The organism is Afipia birgiae 34632, assembly GCF_000308295.2.
Lineage (GTDB): Bacteria > Pseudomonadota > Alphaproteobacteria > Rhizobiales > Xanthobacteraceae > Afipia > Afipia birgiae.
Genome location: NZ_HG326654.1, coordinates 835,643 through 852,774, shown reverse-complemented (window position 1 = coordinate 852,774; position 17,132 = coordinate 835,643). Strand labels below are relative to the sequence as shown.

The following is a 17,132-nucleotide window of genomic DNA, read 5'->3' as shown; positions in this document are numbered from 1 at the left end:
TCGGGGTGCGGTGCTGCCGGGCTCAAATCTCTTCAGGTTCCGTCATGCGTCCGCGTCGCTGGATAAATTCGCTCCTGGTGCCGCCTTTCGAAAGGTGGGTACTAGCTCTTAAGTTCTGGTCATGAATCACGACACCTCCGATCCCGCACAGCCGCCCGATCAGCCGGCGCCAACGGCGCTTCCGCAGGAACCGTCGCCGCGGAACCTGCGCGGACAGGACGTCGACCCGGCATCAATCGCCGTTGCCGAGGACGATGACGAAGCCCGGCTTCCGGAGCAGGATGACGAGTCCGCCGAGTTTGCCGGCGAAGCCACGCTCGCGGTCGGCCGCGCCGCGATCGAGCGCGCGGTGAAACTCGCGCCGACATCACCGGGCGTCTATCGCATGCTCAATGCGGCGAACGACGTGCTCTATGTCGGCAAGGCCAAGAGCGTGAAGAAACGGCTGGCGTCCTACGCGCGCCCGACCGGCCAGGTGGCGCGCATCGCGCGCATGATCGCGGCGACGGTCAATGTGGAGATGGTCTCCACGGCGACCGAGACCGAAGCGCTGCTGCTGGAAGCCAACCTCATCAAGCAGCTTCGTCCGCGCTTCAACGTGCAGCTGCGCGACGACAAGTCGTTTCCCTATATTCTGATCACCGGCGATCACTGGGCGCCGCAGATCGTCAAGCATCGCGGTGCGCAGACCCGGCCCGGCCGTTACTTCGGGCCATTCGCGTCGGTCGGCGCGGTCAACCGCACCATCACCGCACTTCAGCGCGCGTTCCTGGTGCGTTCGTGCACCGACTCGTTCTTTGAGAGCCGGACGCGGCCGTGTCTGCTGTACCAGATCAAGCGTTGCTCCGGTCCTTGTACCGGCGAGATCGACTTTCCCGGCTATACCGAACTGGTGCGCGAGGCGAATGAATTTCTTTCCGGCCGCTCGCGGCTGGTGAAGCAGGAACTCGCGGGCGAAATGGAGAAGGCGTCGCACGAACTCGAGTTCGAGCGCGCAGCGCTGTATCGCGACCGTCTCGCTGCGCTCTCCGCGATCCAGTCGCAGCAGGGCATCAATCCGCGCACCGTCGAGGAAGCGGACGTGTTCGCGATCCATCAGGAAGGCGGCTATTCCTGCGTCGAGGTGTTCTTCTTTCGCACCGGACAGAACTGGGGCAATCGCGCCTACTTCCCGCGCGCCGACAAGGCGATGCCGCCGGAGGAAGTGCTGGGCTCGTTCCTCGCGCAATTCTACGACGACAAGCCACCGCCGAAACTCATTCTGCTCTCCCACCGGGTCGAGGATCAGGCCCTGCTCTCGGACGCGCTGTGCGTGAAGGCGGGATACAAGGTCGAGGTCTCGACGCCCCAGCGCGGCGAGAAGAAGGAGCTGGTCGCGCATGCATTGACCAATGCGCGCGAGGCGCTGGGCCGCAAGCTCGCCGACACCGCGACACAGACCCGTCTTCTGCAGGGGCTGTCGACTGCGCTTGGTCTGCCGCGCGTGCCGAAGCGGATCGAGGTCTACGACAACAGTCACATTCAGGGTACCAACGCGGTCGGTGCGATGATCGTCGCGGGACCGGAAGGCTTCCTCAAGAATCAATACCGCAAGTTCAACATCAAGTCGGAAGGCCTGACGCCGGGCGACGACTACGGCATGATGCGCGAAGTGCTGGAGCGCCGCTTCAAGCGGCTGATCGGCAACGCAGCCGATGGCAAGAAGCCGGACAAGGAGAGCGACGACGCCGTGCCGCAATGGCCCGATCTTGTCATCATCGATGGCGGTCAGGGCCAGCTCAACGCGGCGCGGGAGATTTTCACCGGCCTGAACCTGACCGATGTGTCGCTGATTGCGGTGGCCAAGGGACCGGACCGCGACGCCGGACGCGAAACCCTGTTCATGCCGGATCGGCCGTCGATCAAGCTCGAGCCACGCGATCCGGTGCTGTATTTCATCCAGCGGCTGCGCGACGAGGCACACCGGTTCGTGATCGGGTCGCACCGCAAGCTGCGCAAGAAGGACATCCGCGAGGCGGGGTTGCAGGAAATCCCCGGCATCGGTCCATCACGCAAGCGTGCGCTGCTGCATCATTTCGGGACCCTGAAGGAGATCGAGCGGGCCTCGGTCGCCGATCTTGGTAAGGTTCCGGGCGTCAGCGCTGAAAGTGCTCGTAAAATCTTCGATTTCTTCCATCCCGGCAGTGGGTGAACGTCTTGCCGCTGCCCGCATCTAGCACTTGGCCGAAATGCGCCCGCTGGGCTGTTGACGCGGGCACTTTCGCAGTATTGGTAAAGCCATGACCAGTGTCGCCGCCCCGAAGCCAGCAAAACGCTCGCTGTCTTTGCCCAATATCCTGACTTACTCCCGGATTGCCGCGATCCCGGTGGTGATCGGCTGCATGTATGCGCAGTCCATCATGGGCGCGCCGCTGTGGCTGCGCTGGGTGGCCCTGTTCGTGTTCATCGCCGCCGGTGTCACTGATTTTCTCGACGGCTATTACGCGCGGATCTGGGACCAGCAGTCCTCACTCGGCAAGATGCTGGACCCGATCGCAGACAAGCTTCTGGTGGCGTCGTGCCTGCTGATGCTGGCTGCGGACGAAACCATTCGCGGCTGGTCGCTGTGGGCGGCCATCGTGATCCTGTGCCGCGAGATTCTGGTGTCGGGCCTGCGGGAATACCTCGCCGTCATCCGCATCAGCGTCCCCGTGTCGCAACTGGCAAAGTGGAAGACCACGGTGCAGCTCGTCGCCATCGGCTTCCTCATCGCGGGCGAAGCCGGTGAAATGATCCTGCCGCCGACCGTCGTGATCGGCATCACGCTGTTGTGGATTTCGGCGATTCTCACCATCTACACCGGATGGGATTACCTCCGCGCGGGAATCCATCATCTGACCGAGGAAGACCGGTGAAGGTGCTCTATTTCGCTTGGGTGCGCGAACGTATTGGCAAGACCGAGGAAACGCTCGATCCGCCGGCTGATGTGCGCACGGTCGCGGACCTGATGCAGTGGCTGGTGGCGCGGGGCGAGGAATACGCCAACGCATTCGCGTCGCCGAAAACCATCCGCGCCGCGATCGACCATACCCACGTCAAACCCGATACCGTGATCGCGGGCGCCCGCGAGATCGCGTTCTTTCCGCCGATGACCGGCGGCTAACGCGCATGATCCGGACCGGAACGGCCGCGTTAGCGAAAAGTGCGCACCGGTTTTCCGATCAGATCATGCGCAAAACTGAAAAAGCTTTATGACGACGCCCGTCACAATCCGAATTCAGTCCGCGGACTTCGACATCGCGGCGGAAATCGCGGCGCTGACCAAGGCGCGGCACGACGTCGGCGCGGTGGTGAGCTTCTCAGGAATCTGCCGGGGCGGCGAGGGCAAGGACGCCATCGCCGCAATGACGCTCGAACATTACCCCGGCATGGCCGAGGCCGAGATCGGGCGGCATGTGTCCGAGGCAATCACGCGCTGGCCGCTGACTGGCGTCACGGTGATCCATCGCTATGGCCGCGTGGTGCCGGGCGATAACATCGTGCTGGTGCTGACGGCTTCGGTTCACCGCGAGGCGGCGTTTCAGGCGGCGGAGTTTCTGATGGACTTTCTCAAGACCAGCGCGCCGTTCTGGAAATCCGAGGAACGCGCGGGTGGTGATTCTTCTTCAACAAGCTGGGTCGATGCGCAGGCCCATGACGACAATGCAGCCGCGCGGTGGAAAAAATAATGGCAAAGAAAACAAAGTCCGCGGCCGTGAAGGCGTCCGCAAAGCGCGGCGCTGCGCGTGCAAAGGCGAAGAAGGTGCTGAAGAGTGCGGCACCGCCCAAGATTGCGCCGGGCGAACTCGTAACGCTGCTCGACCTGATGCGCTACGGCGTCAGCCGTTTCGTCGAAGCCGAAGTGGTGTTCGCCCACGGCACCACCGATCCCGTGGCGGAGGCAGCCTTTCTTGTGTGCGAGGCCCTGCATCTGCATCCGGACCAGTTCGAGATGTTTGCGAATGCGCGCGTCACCTCGCATGAAGCGGCAAGAATTCTCGCGCTCATCGACAAGCGCATCGCCACCCGCAAACCTGCCGCCTATCTGGTCAACAAGATCTACATGCGCGGGCTGCCGTTCTATGTCGACGAACGGGTGATCGTGCCGCGCTCCTTCATCGGCGAACTGCTGGATTCGCATTTCAGCGGTGAGGTCGAGGAGGAAGGCGGTTCGCTGATCGACGATCCGATCAATATCACCCGCGTGCTCGACCTTTGCACCGGCTCGGGGTGCCTGGCGATTCTCGCGTGCCAGAGTTTCCCGAATGCGACTGTCGATGCGGTGGATATTTCGCCGGACGCGCTGGCGGTGGCCGCGCGCAATGTCGCCGATTACGGTCTTGAGGATCGCGTGTCACTGTATCAGGGCGACCTGTTCGATGCGGTGAGCGATTCGCGCTACGATCTCATCATCACCAATCCGCCTTATGTTGACGCTGAAGGCATGGCGGGTCTGCCGCGCGAATGCCGGCATGAGCCGCTGATTGCGTTCGATGGCGGCGATGACGGACTCGACATCGTGCGCCGGATTCTCGACGCGGCGAAGGATCATCTGACGCCTGACGGCGGCTTGCTGTGCGAGATCGGCCGCGGCCGCGATGTGCTGGGGGATGCCTATCCGAATCTGCCGCTGCTGTGGCTCGACACCGAGGAGTCCGACGGCGAGGTGTTCTGGCTTCCGGCCGAGGCGCTCTGATCCGAACAGACGGGGGAGAGACTGCATGTCCGCTGAACGCTTTTTGTGTGAAGCGATCGGGCTGGCGCGTGACAATGTCCGTCGCGGCGGCCGTCCGTTCGGAGCCGTGCTGGTGAAGGACGGCAAGACGATCGCGACCGGCGTCAACGAGATCGCGGCGACCGGCGATCCGACCACACATGCCGAACTGCAGGCCATCCGCGTCGCGAGTCGTGCGCTCGGCTCGCCCCGGCTTGATGGTTGCGCGATCTATGCCAGCGGTCATCCGTGTCCGATGTGCCTTGCAGCGATGCATCTCACCGGTGTCACCGAAGTGACCTACGCCTATTCCAACGAAGACGGCGAACCTTACGGCCTGTCGACGGCGGCGATCTACGCGCAATTGGCGCGGCCGCTGCCCGAGCAGTCCCTGAAGGTTGCCTATCTCCCCGTTCGTCCGGACGGGAAGATCTCTACAGGATGTGGGCGTCTGCCGTCCGATAGACTCGGGCGCGTTTGACGGCAGGGCGAGCGAGGCCTGCGCGGCCTCGCCCGTCATATTTATTTCTTTGTGTGCTCGGCCCGGTCCCAGGCGAACTGCAAACCGGCGGTGCCGCCGAGTTCGATGTTGATGTCGAGGAATGCCGGTACGGTGTCGGTGCGCTTCCAGTCGCGCTGAAGTTCGCAGAGCAGTTGTACGAGCGTGATCATCTTGCCGCCGGCCTGCTCGATCCGGCGCAGCGCCATGTCGTGCGAGACGACCGACGTGCCGCCCACGGCATCGACCACGACGTAGACTTCATATCCGTCCTTGAGCGCGTCGAGCGCGGGGAAGGTCAGGCATGCCTCGGTCCACAGCGCCGTCATGATCAGTTTCTTGCGGCCGGTGGCCTTCACGGCCTTGAGAAATTCGACGTCTTCCCAGGAATTGATGGTGGTGCGGTCATAGGTTGGATAGTCCGCCAGCACCTTCTGGAGCTGCGAGATCGGTGGCTTGTTGAGGCCGGTCTTCACGTTGACCGTGGAGTGGACGATAGGAAGGCCATAGGCGACGGCGGTCTTCGCGGTACCGACGATGTTCTTCACGAGCAGTGGTCTGTCCATCGAGGCGATCGAGTTCACCTGAACCGGCTGGTAGTCGATGACAATGAATGCTGCGTTCTGGGGCGTGAGCAGATGATCCTTCACCGGATCGCGGATGGCTTCGCTGGTCATGATGGTTTTTCCTTCTTCAAATGCTCGCAAGGGTTCCGTGCGCAGGCCACGCCTCCGCCGGTCGGGCAGGCGAGCGCTCTGCCCCGATGTGATGTTTTGAGAAAAGACTCCGGCCTGGTCAGTCAGGCCGGAGTCGATGTTGGCTTGGCTTATGCTTGGGCTATCGCGCCGAAACGACCTGCGTTGAAGTCGTCGATCGCCTGACGGATTTCCGCCTCGCTGTTCATGACGAACGGACCGTGGCCGACGATCGGTTCATTGATCGGCTCGCCTGTGAGCACCAGCACGATGGCATCGCTGCTTGCATCAATGGTCGCGCTGCTGCCGTTGCGATCAAGCAGCACCATTTCCGCTTCGCCCGCGTCCTGCGTACCGTTGACGGTAATCCGGCCGGAGACAACGACGAGCATGGTTGTGTGACCCTCGGGAAGATCGAGGGTGACGGCCGCGTCGCGGTTCACTCTCACGTCCCAGAGATTAATCGGCGTGAACGTCCGCGCCGGTCCCTTACGGCCGTCGAAGGCGCCCGCAATCACGCGAACCCGCCCGGCGTCGCCCGGCAGATCGACCACAGGAATGTCGCCGTCGGTGATGGTCTGATAGCCGGGCTTGCTCATCTTGTCCTTCGCGGGGAGATTCACCCAGAGCTGCATCATGCGAAACGGCCCGCCGCTGCGCGTGAAGCCTTTCGAATGAAACTCCTCGTGCAGGATTCCTCCGGCCGCCGTCATCCACTGGACATCGCCGGGACCGATCACGCCGCCGTTGCCGGTGGAGTCGCGATGCTCGACCTCGCCGTCGTAGACGATCGTCACGGTCTCAAAGCCGCGATGAGGATGCTGCCCGACGCCACGCGGACTGATTGCGGGATCGAAGTAGTGCGGCCCAGCCTGATCGAGCAGCAGGAACGGGCTCGCATGCCGGCCGAGCGTGTCATAGGAAAACAGCGAGCGGACCGGAAAGCCGTCGCCGACCCAGTGCATGTTGGGATTGCTGTAAACGCCGAGAACCTTCTTCATCTCAGATCTCCTTGAAGCAGCGGGGCGATCCCCGATTGCTGACGGGAAGGTTGTATTCTTCGGACGATATTGCAGAAAGATTGTAAATGGGCACACTGCGTCCCATAAATAGGACAATGCAGGACCTCAACGATCTCTACTATTTCGTCCAGGTGGTGGACCGCGGCGGCTTCGCCGCCGCCGGCCGTGCCTTGGGAATGCAGAAATCCAAACTGAGCCGCCGGGTTGCGCTGCTTGAAGAGCGGCTCGGGGTTCGGCTGATCCAGCGCTCCACGCGGCGCTTCTCGGTCACCGAGATCGGACAGGAATATTACGAGCGCTGCGTCGCCGTGCTGGTCGAGGCGGAAGCCGCGCAGTCGGTGATCGAGCGGGTCCGCTCGGAGCCGCAGGGCGTGATCCGCATGGCGTGCCCGACCGCGCTGCTCAACTTTCAGTTCGGCGAACTGATTGCGCGTTTCATGATTGAGAATCCGCGCGTCGAAATCCATCTTGAGAGCACCAACCGGCGGGTGGATGTGATCGGCGAAGGATTCGATGTGGTGATCCGGGTCCGCTTTCCACCGCTCGAACATTCCGAACTGGTGATGCGGCGGCTCGACGAAAGCACGCAATGTCTCGTCGCCAGTCCTTCATTGCTTGAGGGACGAAAGCATCCCGAGGGCCCGGCTGATCTTCATGGCTGGCCGAGTCTCGATCTGGGTCCGCCGCATCGCGAACATAGCTGGTCGCTCGAACAGTCCGACGGCAGGACGGCCATCGTCCCGTATGTGCCGCGGCTTGTGACGGATGATATGGCCGCGCTGCGCGAGGCCGCGATCAAGGGCGTCGGCATTGTGCAACTGCCGACAATGATGGTCTGGCAGGATGTCCAGGCGGGACGGCTCACTCACGTCCTGCCGCAATGGACTCCCAAGAGCGGCATCATTCACGCCGTCTTCCCGTCACGCCGCGGACTGCTTCCGTCCGTGCGCGCGCTGGTGGACTTCATGGTGAGCGAATGTGGCGCGCGACGCCGCGCGATCAGTGAGTGAAAGGAAGCGGCGGAATAATTCCGCCGCCGGTTACAGGACCTTTCTGATCCAGTTGTGCGGGTCGGCTGCGCGTCCGTACTGGATGTCAACCAGCTTCTTGCGCAGTCCCATCGCGACGGGGCCGGCAGCGCCGCCGTTGATGGTGAAATCGCCGCTCGCGGAACACACCTTGCCGATCGGCGAGATGACGGCCGCCGTGCCGCAGGCGAAGGCCTCTTTCAGCTTTCCACTGGCTGCGTCGGCGCGCCACTGGTCGATCGTGTAGGTCTCCTCGCGCACGCGCGTGCCGGATTCCTTCGCGAGCGCGATGATCGAATCCCGGGTGATGCCCGGCAGGATCGTGCCGAGCGGCGGCGTCAGCAGCGAACCGTCGTCGAACACGAAGAAGACGTTCATGCCGCCAAGTTCCTCGATGTAGCGGCGCTCGACCGCATCAAGGAAAACAACCTGATCGCAGCCGTGATCGATGGCCTCGGCCTGCGCGCGCAGGCTTGCGGCGTAGTTGCCGCCGCATTTGACGGCGCCGGTGCCGCCGATCGCGGCGCGCGTGTAGTTCTCCGACACCCAGATCGACACCGGTGCAGGTCCGCCCTTGAAATAGGATCCGACCGGCGATGCGATGACGGCGAAGATGTATTCCGCGGATGGCTTCACGCCGAGGAAGACCTCGTTCGCGATCATGAACGGCCGCAGATAGAGACTGCCTTCGCCGCCGGGGATCCAGTCGCGGTCGATGCGCACGAGCTGCTCGACCGCTTCGATGAATACAGGCTCGGGCAGTGGCGCCATGGCCATCCGTTCGGCCGAATTCCGGAAGCGCCGGGCATTGGTATCGGGACGGAACAGGTTCACGCCGCCGTCGTCGCGCTTGTAGGCCTTGAGGCCTTCGAAAATTTCCTGAGCGTAATGAAGGACGGCCGTCGCCGGATCGAGCGCGAAATTCGCGCGGGATTCGACGCGCGCGCCATGCCAGCCCTTCGCATGGCTGTAGCGGACCACAGCCATGTGATCGGTGAAAATCCGGCCGAAGCCGGGATCAACCAGCTTCGCCGTGCGCTCCTTCTCGGACGTCGGATTGGCCGCAGGCTGCGTTTCGAATTCCAGCACCATCGCGCCATCGATTTTATCGAACGAAACTCCCATCGCTTTTCTCCAGATCGGCCAGCCCATTTTCAGGAGCCGGCAGGCGCTCGTTCGTTTGTCGAGAGCGGTTAAGTCCAGTATGTTTCGTGGAATGTCGACCGACAATCGCACGGCGAAAAATTCGCTTCTTTTCCGGCCGAAGTTATCAGGTACTCCGAGGGCCCGGCGACGGCGAAATATCCGAATATTTCGTGAAGCTTGGTCTTTTTGTAATATTGAACCCAAGATATGTCAATATGCCTGACGTAAATTTCAAAGCGCAGGGTGCAGGGCAGCCTCCCGCCAAGGAAGGGGCTGCCGGTTCCTTGCCGCGCGGCGACCAGCGCTGGGACATCATCGAGCTGCTGTTTTTCGCCTATCGGGACTTCGTCGGCGACGCCGATCACGTGCTGGAGGAGTTCGGTTTCGGCCGGGCCCATCATCGCGTGGTGCATTTCGTGACCCGCTACCCCGGGCTGAAGGTCGCGGACCTGCTGGACGTGCTGCGGATCACCAAGCAGTCGCTGGGGCGTGTCCTGAAACAGCTGCTCGATGAGGGCTATATCGTTCAGAAGGCCGGCGACCATGACCGGCGTCAGCGTCTTCTTTTTGCCACCCCCAAGGGCGAGGCCCTTGTGGTGAAACTGGCCGGACTGCAGACCGCGCGCATCAACCGCGCACTCGAGACGATCAGCCCGGAAGGGGCCGTTGCTGCGCGCCAGTTTCTGCTCGGGATGATCGACTACACCGATCCCGACAAGGTGCTGGAGGAAATCCTCCGAAGCGGCCGCACGACGGCGAAGGATGCAAGGTGATCGACATCGCAACCCCGGAGCGAACCCGCCAGCAGCTGGCCGACGACGCGCCGCATCTGTTGCTGGTCGATGACGACCGCCGGATCCGCGATCTGCTGTCGCGCTTCCTCGGCAACGAGGGCTATCGCGTCACCACCGCCAAGAGCGCGGCGGATGCACGCGCCAAGCTGACCGGCCTGCATTTCGACCTTTTGATTCTCGACGTGATGATGCCCGGAGAAACCGGCTTCGATCTCGCACGCTCGATCCGCGTAACTTCCGCGGTGCCAATCCTCATGCTGACCGCGCGGCACGAAGCCGAAAGCCGGATCGAGGGGCTGCAGATCGGCGCCGACGATTACGTGGCCAAGCCGTTCGAGCCGCGTGAGCTGGTGCTGCGCATCGCGAATATCCTCAAGCGCGCCGCGCCGGTCGTCGCGCCGCCGGTGGAGTCGGTCGCGTTCGGGCCGTACGTCTATCACCTGGAGCGCGGCGAACTGCGCGACGGCGAGAAAATCGTCCATCTCACTGACCGCGAGCGCGACATGCTGCGCATTCTCGCGGCGACGCCCGGCGAGACGGTGCCGCGCGGCGCGCTGACCGGTGGTGACGGCAGCGCCAACGAGCGCGCGGTCGACGTGCAGATCAACCGGCTGCGGCGCAAGATCGAGCGCGATCCCGCCAATCCGCTGTTCCTGCAGGCGGTGCGCGGCATCGGCTATCGCCTCGTGGCGTCGCCGTGACCGGGCCGGACGCGCCGCTATGAGCACTCTCGACACCGGCCTCACCTTCATCCGCACCGCGTCGCGGCGTGTCTCCAGCGCCAGCGAATGGCTGGGGCGCTGGTTCAAGGAGCTGATGCCGAAGGGGCTCTATGCCCGCGCGCTGCTGATCATCATCGTGCCGATGGTCATCCTGCAGTCGGTGGTCGCCTTCGTGTTCATGGAGCGGCACTGGAACACGGTGACGCGGCGCCTGTCCGCCGCCGTGGTGCAGGACATTTCCGCGCTGATCGACGTCTATCGATCTTTCCCGCAGGACAAGGACCGCACGCAGATCAAGCGGATCGCGCAGCAGCGCCTCGGGCTGGTGGTGGACTTCCTCCCGGTCAGCGACATGCCGGCGCCGGGGCCGAAGCCGTTTTTCTCGCTCTTGGATCAAACTTTGTCGGTGCAGCTCAGCCGCCAGATCGCGCGCCCGTTCTGGATCGACACCGTCGGCCGGTCATCGCTGGTTGAAATCCGCATCAAGCTCGACGATACCGTGATGCGCATTTTCGCGCAGCGCAGCGCGGCCTATGCGTCGAATTCGGAAATCTTCATCTTCTGGATGCTGGGGACGTCGTCGATCCTGCTGATCGTCGCCGTGCTGTTCCTGCGCAATCAGATCAAGCCGATCCTGCGGCTGGCGGATGCCGCGGAGAGTTTCGGCAAGGGCCGCGAGGTGCCGGATTTCCGTCCGCGCGGCGCGCGCGAGGTTCGCCGCGCGGCGCTCGCCTTCATGGAAATGAAATCGCGTGTCGAGCGCAGCATCGAGCAGCGCACCGCGATGCTGGCCGGCGTCAGTCACGACCTGCGCACCATCCTGACCCGCTTCAAGCTTGAAATGGCGCTGATCGGCGACAGCCCGGAAGTTGAGGGCATGCGCAAGGACGTCGACGAGATGAGCGGCATGCTGGAGGCGTATCTGGCCTTCGCGCGCGGCGACAGCGGCGAGCAGGCGCAGCCGACCGACATGGAGCAGGCGCTGGAGGAATTGCGCAGCGACGCGGAGCGTCATGGTCATGCGGCAACGGTGGTCTTTCATGGCTTGCCGGTGGTGATCGTGAAGCCTGCGGCGTTCAAGCGCTGCCTTGCCAATCTCGTCTCCAATGCCGCGCGTCACGGTGATGCGATCTCGATCACCGGCCATCGCGATCATCGCTATCTGACGGTAACGGTGGACGACGACGGCCCGGGTATTCCGCTTGAGATGCGCGAGGAGGTGTTCAAGCCGTTCCTTCGGCTCGACGATGCGCGCAATCAGGACGAGGGCGGCACAGGTCTCGGTCTTGCGATTGCCCGCGACATCGCACGCTCCCATGGCGGCGATATCACGCTTGGCGACAGCCCGCTTGGCGGACTGCGGGCGCGCGTGCGCGTGCCGGTGTAGCCTCGTAGGGCTCAACGTAGCGCCAAGCGTTTCAGCGCACTCCATCGTCATCACCGGGCTTGACCCGGTGGTCCATCGAATTTCCAGAAGCTATTTTGAAGGGATGGATTGCCGGGCAAGCCCGGCAATGACAAGCATCATGTGTTGAACGAACTTGCTCTACTTCGCCAGTTCCTTCGACCGTTTCGTCGCCGCTGCGATTGCGCGGGTCAGCAGCGGCTGGAAACCGTCGGAGCCCATCAGCACTTCGAGCGCCGCCGCCGTGGTGCCGCCGGGCGAAGTGACGTTCTGGCGCAAGGTCGCGCTGTCGAGATCGGACCGATGCAGCAGCTCGCCTGACCCCGCGACAGTTTCGCGCGCGAGTTTGGTCGCCAGTGCTTCCGGCAATCCTGCCGCGACGCCGGCGCGCGCCAGTTCTTCTGCGAGCAGGAACACATAGGCCGGGCCTGAGCCTGAGACGGCTGTGACCGCATCCATCAGCGCTTCATCCTCGACCCACTCGACGCTGCCGGTGGCGCGCAGCAGCGCGTCAGCAACCGCACGCTGATCCGGCGTTACATCGCTGGCCGGCACAGCAACGGTGATGCCGCGTCCGATGGCGGCCGGTGTGTTGGGCATGGCGCGGATCACCCTGCCGCCGCACACCTCAGTGAGGGCGGCGATGGTGGTCCCGGCCATGATCGAGACCACGAGGGTGGACGGGCCGGCCAGCGATCGCAGCTGCGGCCCGGCATCGCGAAACATCTGCGGCTTCACCGCCAGCACCAGCACATGGGCTGCGCCGATGCTTTTCATATCCGGATTGAGATGCACACCGCGCGCCAAGAAGCCGCGCGTGTCATCGGAGGGATGCGGTTCGATGATCGTCACGCGTTTGGCATCGAGTCCCCCGTCGAGCCAGCCTGACAGCATTGCGCCGCCCATCTTGCCCGCACCCGCGAGCACGAGGGAGCCTGTGAAATTCTTCAGCGCGTCGGAAGATGTGGTCATCGACATAACACTCGCGTCGTCCCGGCGAAGGCCGGGACCCATAACCACCGACTTTCCATTGAATCGGGGAATTTGCAACACGCCGTGTTCAACTGGCACGACAGGGAGCATGGGTCCCGGCCTTCGCCGGGACAACATCCTACAAGTCGTGAGTATTCGGTATGAAAGAGGCCTTACGCTTCACCCGCGGTATCGAACATCGCGGCGGTCATGGCCTCCGCGGCGGTCTTGCCGGCCCAGACCACGAATTGCAGCGCCGGATAATAGCGCTCGCAGGCATGCAGCGCGCCTTCCAGCATCAGCTCGCATTGCGCGGGCGATGCGGTCATGCCGCCGGGCAGGATCAGCGCCTGCCGGTACATGATCGATCCGGTCGTGAGCCAGACGTCGAAATGGCCGATCCACAATTGCTCGTTGATCGCGGCGATCAGGCGCTGCACTTCGCTGCGCCGTGCCTCGGGAATTTTTATGTCGAAGGCGCAAGCCAGATGCAGCGCGTCGATGTCACCCATCCAGGTGAAGGACAGTTGATAGTCGGTCCACTGACCCTGCGTCAGGATCGTGATCTCGTCCTGGCCCGATCGTTCGAATGACCAGTCGTTCGTCGACGCGATCTCTTCGACCACCGACAGCGGGCTGTTCCGCGAATCCGTGATGATGTCCAGATGGGACATGCTGCCTTCACCCTAAGTTGGCGTGGGATGTGAAACGCTGAACGAAACGCAAAGAACGAGCGATGACTGTCGCTGCAAGTTCTCCGTTTACGATCATGACCCGGCTTTTGAGTCGTGCGCCGCAACGGCAACCTTGTGACAAGATTGATCGGTGATTTGCGGAATCTGCGCAACGCCGCACCGAATCCCGTCCACAGGCAAACGGTTAATTTCGTCAGTCTTCAACAGGAAGCGGCGAGAGCGAGGACAAATCCAGGTTTGTGCCAGCTCACGCGTCAATTCGTGAGTCCGCGCATGAGCTTATGCCGGATTGTTTCGTGTTCTGACGCTCTCGTGCACGAGAACAAAACGGAATCGGATTCGCGGCAGGCGAGTCGCGCGAACTGATTGCGCGCGCAGGTCGAAGAAAAAATATTTTTGAAATTGAGCCGTTCAGTCGAACAGGCTCGACACCGACTCTTCGGACGCGGTGCGGCCGATCGCTTCGGCAATCAGGGAGGCGACCGATAGCACGCGGATGTTCGGAGCCTTGCGCATCGCGTCAGTCGGCTGGATCGAGTCGGTGATGACCAGTTCCTTGAGCCGCGATGAGGTGATGCGCGCCACCGCGCCGCCCGACAGAACGCCATGGGTGAGATAGGCCGAGACTTCCTTGGCGCCGTATTTGAGCAGCGCGTCGGCGGCATTCACCAGCGTGCCGCCGGAATCGACGATATCGTCGATCAGGATGCAGTCGTAGCCGGCGACATCGCCGATCACGTTCATGACTTCGGATTCGCCGGCGCGTTCGCGGCGCTTGTCGACGATTGCCAGTGGCGCGTTGATCCGCTTGGCGAGACCGCGTGCGCGGGCCACGCCGCCGACGTCCGGCGACACCACCATCACCTTGGCAAGGTCGAACTTGTCCTTGATGTCGCGCACCATCAGCGGCGAGGCATAAAGGTTGTCGGTCGGGATATCGAAGAAGCCCTGGATCTGGCCGGCATGCAGGTCGAGCGTCATGACGCGGTCCGCACCTGCATGGGTGATCATGTTAGCTACCAGCTTGGCCGAAATCGGGGTGCGGCCGCCGGCCTTGCGGTCCTGCCGCGCGTAGCCGAAATAGGGGATCACGGCGGTGATGCGGCGCGCGGAGGCGCGGCGCAGCGCATCGGTGATGATCAGCAATTCCATCAGATGGTCGTTGGTCGGAAACGACGTCGACTGGATAATGAAGACGTCGGAGCCGCGGACGTTTTCCTGAATCTCGACGAAGATTTCCATGTCGGCGAAGCGGCGCACGCTCGCCTTGGTCAGCGGCACGCCGAGGACAGAGGAAATCTCAGCGGCCAATTCAGGGTTTGAATTGCCGGCCACCAGCTTGATGGAGCCATTCTTCGCTGAAATTGCAGCTTCTCCTTTTGACGTGGGGGAAACGCTCTTCAACATATCAGCAGCCTAGTGTCCCGAATCCGAAGTTCGCTCGAACTCTGCAGTGTCCTCCTTAGCGAACTTCGGATTCGAAAGGACACTAGAAAATCATAACGCCAGTGTGGTTTTGGTTCGCACGCCCGCAATAGAGCGCGCTTCAAGGGCAGATGCGGGCGTGCGAACTACCACACTGGGAACCGGGTGATCCAGCTTTTTTGCAGGCGCGTGATAACAAGGACCGAACAAGGCTGGCAATACAAAGCCAAGGGTTCGGGTACGTTTTCCTGCAAAAACCGGCGCCTCGTGGCACGTGCATCCCTAATGGGCGCTGAAGGCCAGTGTCTGCATTTGTTCGGAGGCCGATTCAGGCCGATTCTCGTCCGTTTGCGCGATGGCGGGGCCGGACCGCGGCGCCGCCGGGGCGGGGGATTCCGAGGGAGCGCCGGCTCCGCTGATCAAACCATTCAGGCCGTTCAGTCCCGCCAGCGCGATCCGGCGCATCAACTGATCGTCCGCCATGGCCCAGGCGTCGCGGCCGCCCTTGCCGCCGGGTTCCTCGCCGCTCAGGCGGATGGCGCGTTCCTGATCCCGGTCATAGACGTCCCAGACCCAGGCGATGCTGGTCTTTCCACGCCGGACCTGTGCCGACAGGTAGCTGCGGACCCGGTAGGAGGCCTGCGCCTCGCGGGAAACAATGGTGAAGCTGCGGGCGGCGGATTCCGTCTCCAGCGCGCGCACCAGCCGGTCGAACACCTGCGGCGGCGGCCCGTCCACGGATTCGAAGGCGACGGTGGGGCCAAAGCTGGCGGTGGTCGCAACCGGGCCGGAGCCGTTGGTGGTGCAGGCCGCCGTCAGGCTCAGCAGGACAAGCAACAGGGGGACCCGCGCAATCCGCCGCGCCGCCGAAGTGATTGTTTGCCCTTTGAAATCCATGCCAGCCCCGATTTCGTCGCCGGCGGGGTTTTGCCCTGCGCGGCGGGGTTCGGTCCAGCGATATCGTTAATGAGCGTTAACGTCTAGGGCAGGCCGTGGGCAGGGTTTGTAATCCGCGACCACGGCCACGAGGATTTGAGCCAAATCCAAACCAGGAGCGGGCTATCCGGCCAGATGATGCTTCATGGCGCCGACGACCCACGTCCACTCCCGGTTGGGACTGGTCTGCGGCGACTGGCCCTTCATGATCGCAACAAGCTCCCAGTAACGCACCGCGCGGGCATCATGCGCAGCGTATCGGTTCCGCAGCCAGACTTTGTAATCGTCATCCGGTGCGCGGCCCATCACCCGCGCGGAGGTTTCCAGCCACTCTTGAGCAAGCGCGCGAGCTTCTTCTGATTCCGGTCCAAATCCCCGCTCGAAGGCGTCCCTGGCTTTTGCCAGGAATGGTTCGGCCGCTGCCTGCCAGGCATTGAGATCGAAGTCGGCACGGTTCCAGACTTCCTTCGCGTTGGCGCGCGTGGTGGCGACGAATTCCGGATCATCGAGGATCGCGGACAACTCGATCCATGCGTCGCATTGCTCGGGTGTCGGATCGTCCGGCAGTTCCGGCGTGCTGGCCTCGATCATCTGGCGCATCCATTCGGGATCGATGCGGACGTCCTGGGACACCTGGCGGTAGAAGCGTTCGATGACGTTGCGGCGTTCGGTGCGGGACAGATTGGTCATGGTCCAGAATCTCCTCAGGTCTGCTTCAGTGAGCTCCGGGGAACGGAGCGCGGCGCGCAGCGCGGAGGCCACGCGGCGTTGCGAGGCGATCTCCGCCTCGAGTGCGCGGAGTCGCAGCTTCAGCGCATCGGTCAGCGACAGTTCGTGCGACAGCACTTCGCGGATGGCGTCGAGACCGACGCCCGCGTCGCGCAGGCAACGAATGAGGTCGAGACGAACGAGTTCTTCGTCAGTGAACACGCGATAGCCGCTTTCGGTCCGTCCCGCGGGCGGCAGCAATCCCTTGTCGGAATAAAACCGCAGCCGCCGGACCGAAACGCCGCTCAGGCGCGCGGCCTCTCCAATGGTGTAGGTCCGATGTGTCATGGAAG

18 protein-coding genes are annotated in these 17,132 nt (G+C 63.1%); 10 read left to right on the top strand and 8 right to left on the bottom strand.

The window, feature by feature from the left end; genetic code table 11:
* The first annotated feature begins 121 nt into the window (after nucleotides 1-121).
* From uvrC to BN32_RS22710, 6 genes are all read left to right on the top strand, one after another.
* On the top strand, nucleotides 122-2,191 hold the full coding sequence (gene uvrC / locus BN32_RS22735; protein WP_019195701.1) for an excinuclease ABC subunit UvrC: 2,070 nt from the start codon (nucleotides 122-124) through the stop codon (nucleotides 2,189-2,191).
* An 88-nt stretch (nucleotides 2,192-2,279) separates the two neighbouring features.
* Nucleotides 2,280-2,894, top strand: a complete 615-nt coding sequence (pgsA, locus tag BN32_RS22730; RefSeq protein ID WP_019195702.1) for a CDP-diacylglycerol--glycerol-3-phosphate 3-phosphatidyltransferase — start codon at nucleotides 2,280-2,282, stop codon at nucleotides 2,892-2,894.
* Nucleotides 2,891-3,142 carry a molybdopterin converting factor subunit 1 gene (gene moaD, locus BN32_RS22725; RefSeq protein ID WP_019195703.1) on the top strand — a complete coding sequence of 84 codons (252 nt, stop codon included), beginning with the start codon at nucleotides 2,891-2,893 and terminating at the stop codon, nucleotides 3,140-3,142. Before pgsA ends, moaD begins: the two co-directional genes overlap by 4 nt.
* Nucleotides 3,143-3,230: 88 nt before the next feature.
* Nucleotides 3,231-3,707, top strand: coding sequence for a molybdenum cofactor biosynthesis protein MoaE (locus BN32_RS22720; protein ID WP_019195704.1), 477 nt, complete (start codon nucleotides 3,231-3,233; stop codon nucleotides 3,705-3,707).
* A complete protein-coding gene (gene prmB / locus BN32_RS22715; protein ID WP_019195705.1) occupies nucleotides 3,707-4,714 on the top strand; it encodes a 50S ribosomal protein L3 N(5)-glutamine methyltransferase in 1,008 nt (335 codons plus the stop codon). Before BN32_RS22720 ends, prmB begins: the two co-directional genes overlap by 1 nt.
* Nucleotides 4,715-4,739: 25 nt before the next feature.
* Entirely contained in the window at nucleotides 4,740-5,213 is a 474-nt protein-coding gene (locus BN32_RS22710; protein WP_051488563.1) for a nucleoside deaminase, read from the top strand.
* Between the two features lie 41 nt (nucleotides 5,214-5,254).
* Here BN32_RS22710 and BN32_RS22705 read toward each other — a convergent pair whose 3' ends face one another.
* Together BN32_RS22705 and BN32_RS22700 are read right to left on the bottom strand one after the other, a co-directional pair.
* Nucleotides 5,255-5,908, bottom strand: a complete 654-nt coding sequence (locus BN32_RS22705) for a hydrolase (RefSeq protein WP_019195706.1) — start codon at nucleotides 5,906-5,908, stop codon at nucleotides 5,255-5,257.
* 149 nt (nucleotides 5,909-6,057) lie between these two features.
* Nucleotides 6,058-6,927 (bottom strand): pirin family protein, encoded by an 870-nt coding sequence (locus BN32_RS22700; protein WP_019195707.1) that lies wholly within the window; start codon nucleotides 6,925-6,927, stop codon nucleotides 6,058-6,060.
* 116 nt (nucleotides 6,928-7,043) lie between these two features.
* Between BN32_RS22700 and BN32_RS22695 the strand changes: the two genes are divergently transcribed.
* Nucleotides 7,044-7,958: a LysR family transcriptional regulator gene (locus BN32_RS22695; protein WP_019195708.1), complete on the top strand. Its 915-nt coding sequence runs from the start codon at nucleotides 7,044-7,046 to the stop codon at nucleotides 7,956-7,958.
* A 30-nt stretch (nucleotides 7,959-7,988) separates the two neighbouring features.
* On the opposite strand, the gene BN32_RS22690 is transcribed toward BN32_RS22695, so the two are convergent.
* Entirely contained in the window at nucleotides 7,989-9,101 is a 1,113-nt protein-coding gene (locus BN32_RS22690; RefSeq protein ID WP_040427253.1) for a branched-chain amino acid aminotransferase, read from the bottom strand.
* 236 nt (nucleotides 9,102-9,337) lie between these two features.
* Here BN32_RS22690 and BN32_RS22685 point away from each other — a divergent pair, with 236 nt between their 5' ends.
* Genes BN32_RS22685 through BN32_RS22675 form a run of 3 tightly spaced genes read left to right on the top strand, consistent with a single transcriptional unit; the run spans nucleotide 9,338 to nucleotide 12,025 of the window.
* Nucleotides 9,338-9,895, top strand: coding sequence for a MarR family winged helix-turn-helix transcriptional regulator (locus BN32_RS22685; protein WP_019195710.1), 558 nt, complete (start codon nucleotides 9,338-9,340; stop codon nucleotides 9,893-9,895).
* Entirely contained in the window at nucleotides 9,892-10,617 is a 726-nt protein-coding gene (locus BN32_RS22680; RefSeq protein ID WP_019195711.1) for a response regulator, read from the top strand. The genes BN32_RS22685 and BN32_RS22680 overlap by 4 nt, the downstream gene beginning before the upstream one ends.
* Before the next feature lie 19 nt (nucleotides 10,618-10,636).
* Nucleotides 10,637-12,025: an ATP-binding protein gene (locus tag BN32_RS22675; protein ID WP_019195712.1), complete on the top strand. Its 1,389-nt coding sequence runs from the start codon at nucleotides 10,637-10,639 to the stop codon at nucleotides 12,023-12,025.
* A gap of 159 nt (nucleotides 12,026-12,184) precedes the next feature.
* Here BN32_RS22675 and proC read toward each other — a convergent pair whose 3' ends face one another.
* The 5 genes from proC to BN32_RS22650 form a co-directional block, all read right to left on the bottom strand.
* Complete coding sequence (proC, locus tag BN32_RS22670; RefSeq protein ID WP_040427488.1) at nucleotides 12,185-13,015, bottom strand: pyrroline-5-carboxylate reductase; 831 nt, start codon at nucleotides 13,013-13,015, stop codon at nucleotides 12,185-12,187.
* Between the two features lie 173 nt (nucleotides 13,016-13,188).
* Nucleotides 13,189-13,689 (bottom strand): type III secretion system chaperone family protein, encoded by a 501-nt coding sequence (locus BN32_RS22665; RefSeq protein ID WP_019195714.1) that lies wholly within the window; start codon nucleotides 13,687-13,689, stop codon nucleotides 13,189-13,191.
* 432 nt (nucleotides 13,690-14,121) lie between these two features.
* Nucleotides 14,122-15,075, bottom strand: a complete 954-nt coding sequence (locus BN32_RS22660) for a ribose-phosphate pyrophosphokinase (protein WP_040427486.1) — start codon at nucleotides 15,073-15,075, stop codon at nucleotides 14,122-14,124.
* Between the two features lie 342 nt (nucleotides 15,076-15,417).
* Nucleotides 15,418-16,032 (bottom strand): hypothetical protein, encoded by a 615-nt coding sequence (locus BN32_RS22655; protein WP_019195716.1) that lies wholly within the window; start codon nucleotides 16,030-16,032, stop codon nucleotides 15,418-15,420.
* A gap of 162 nt (nucleotides 16,033-16,194) precedes the next feature.
* Nucleotides 16,195-17,127, bottom strand: coding sequence for a MerR family transcriptional regulator (locus BN32_RS22650; RefSeq protein ID WP_019195717.1), 933 nt, complete (start codon nucleotides 17,125-17,127; stop codon nucleotides 16,195-16,197).
* Between the last annotated feature and the right edge of the window lie 5 nt (nucleotides 17,128-17,132).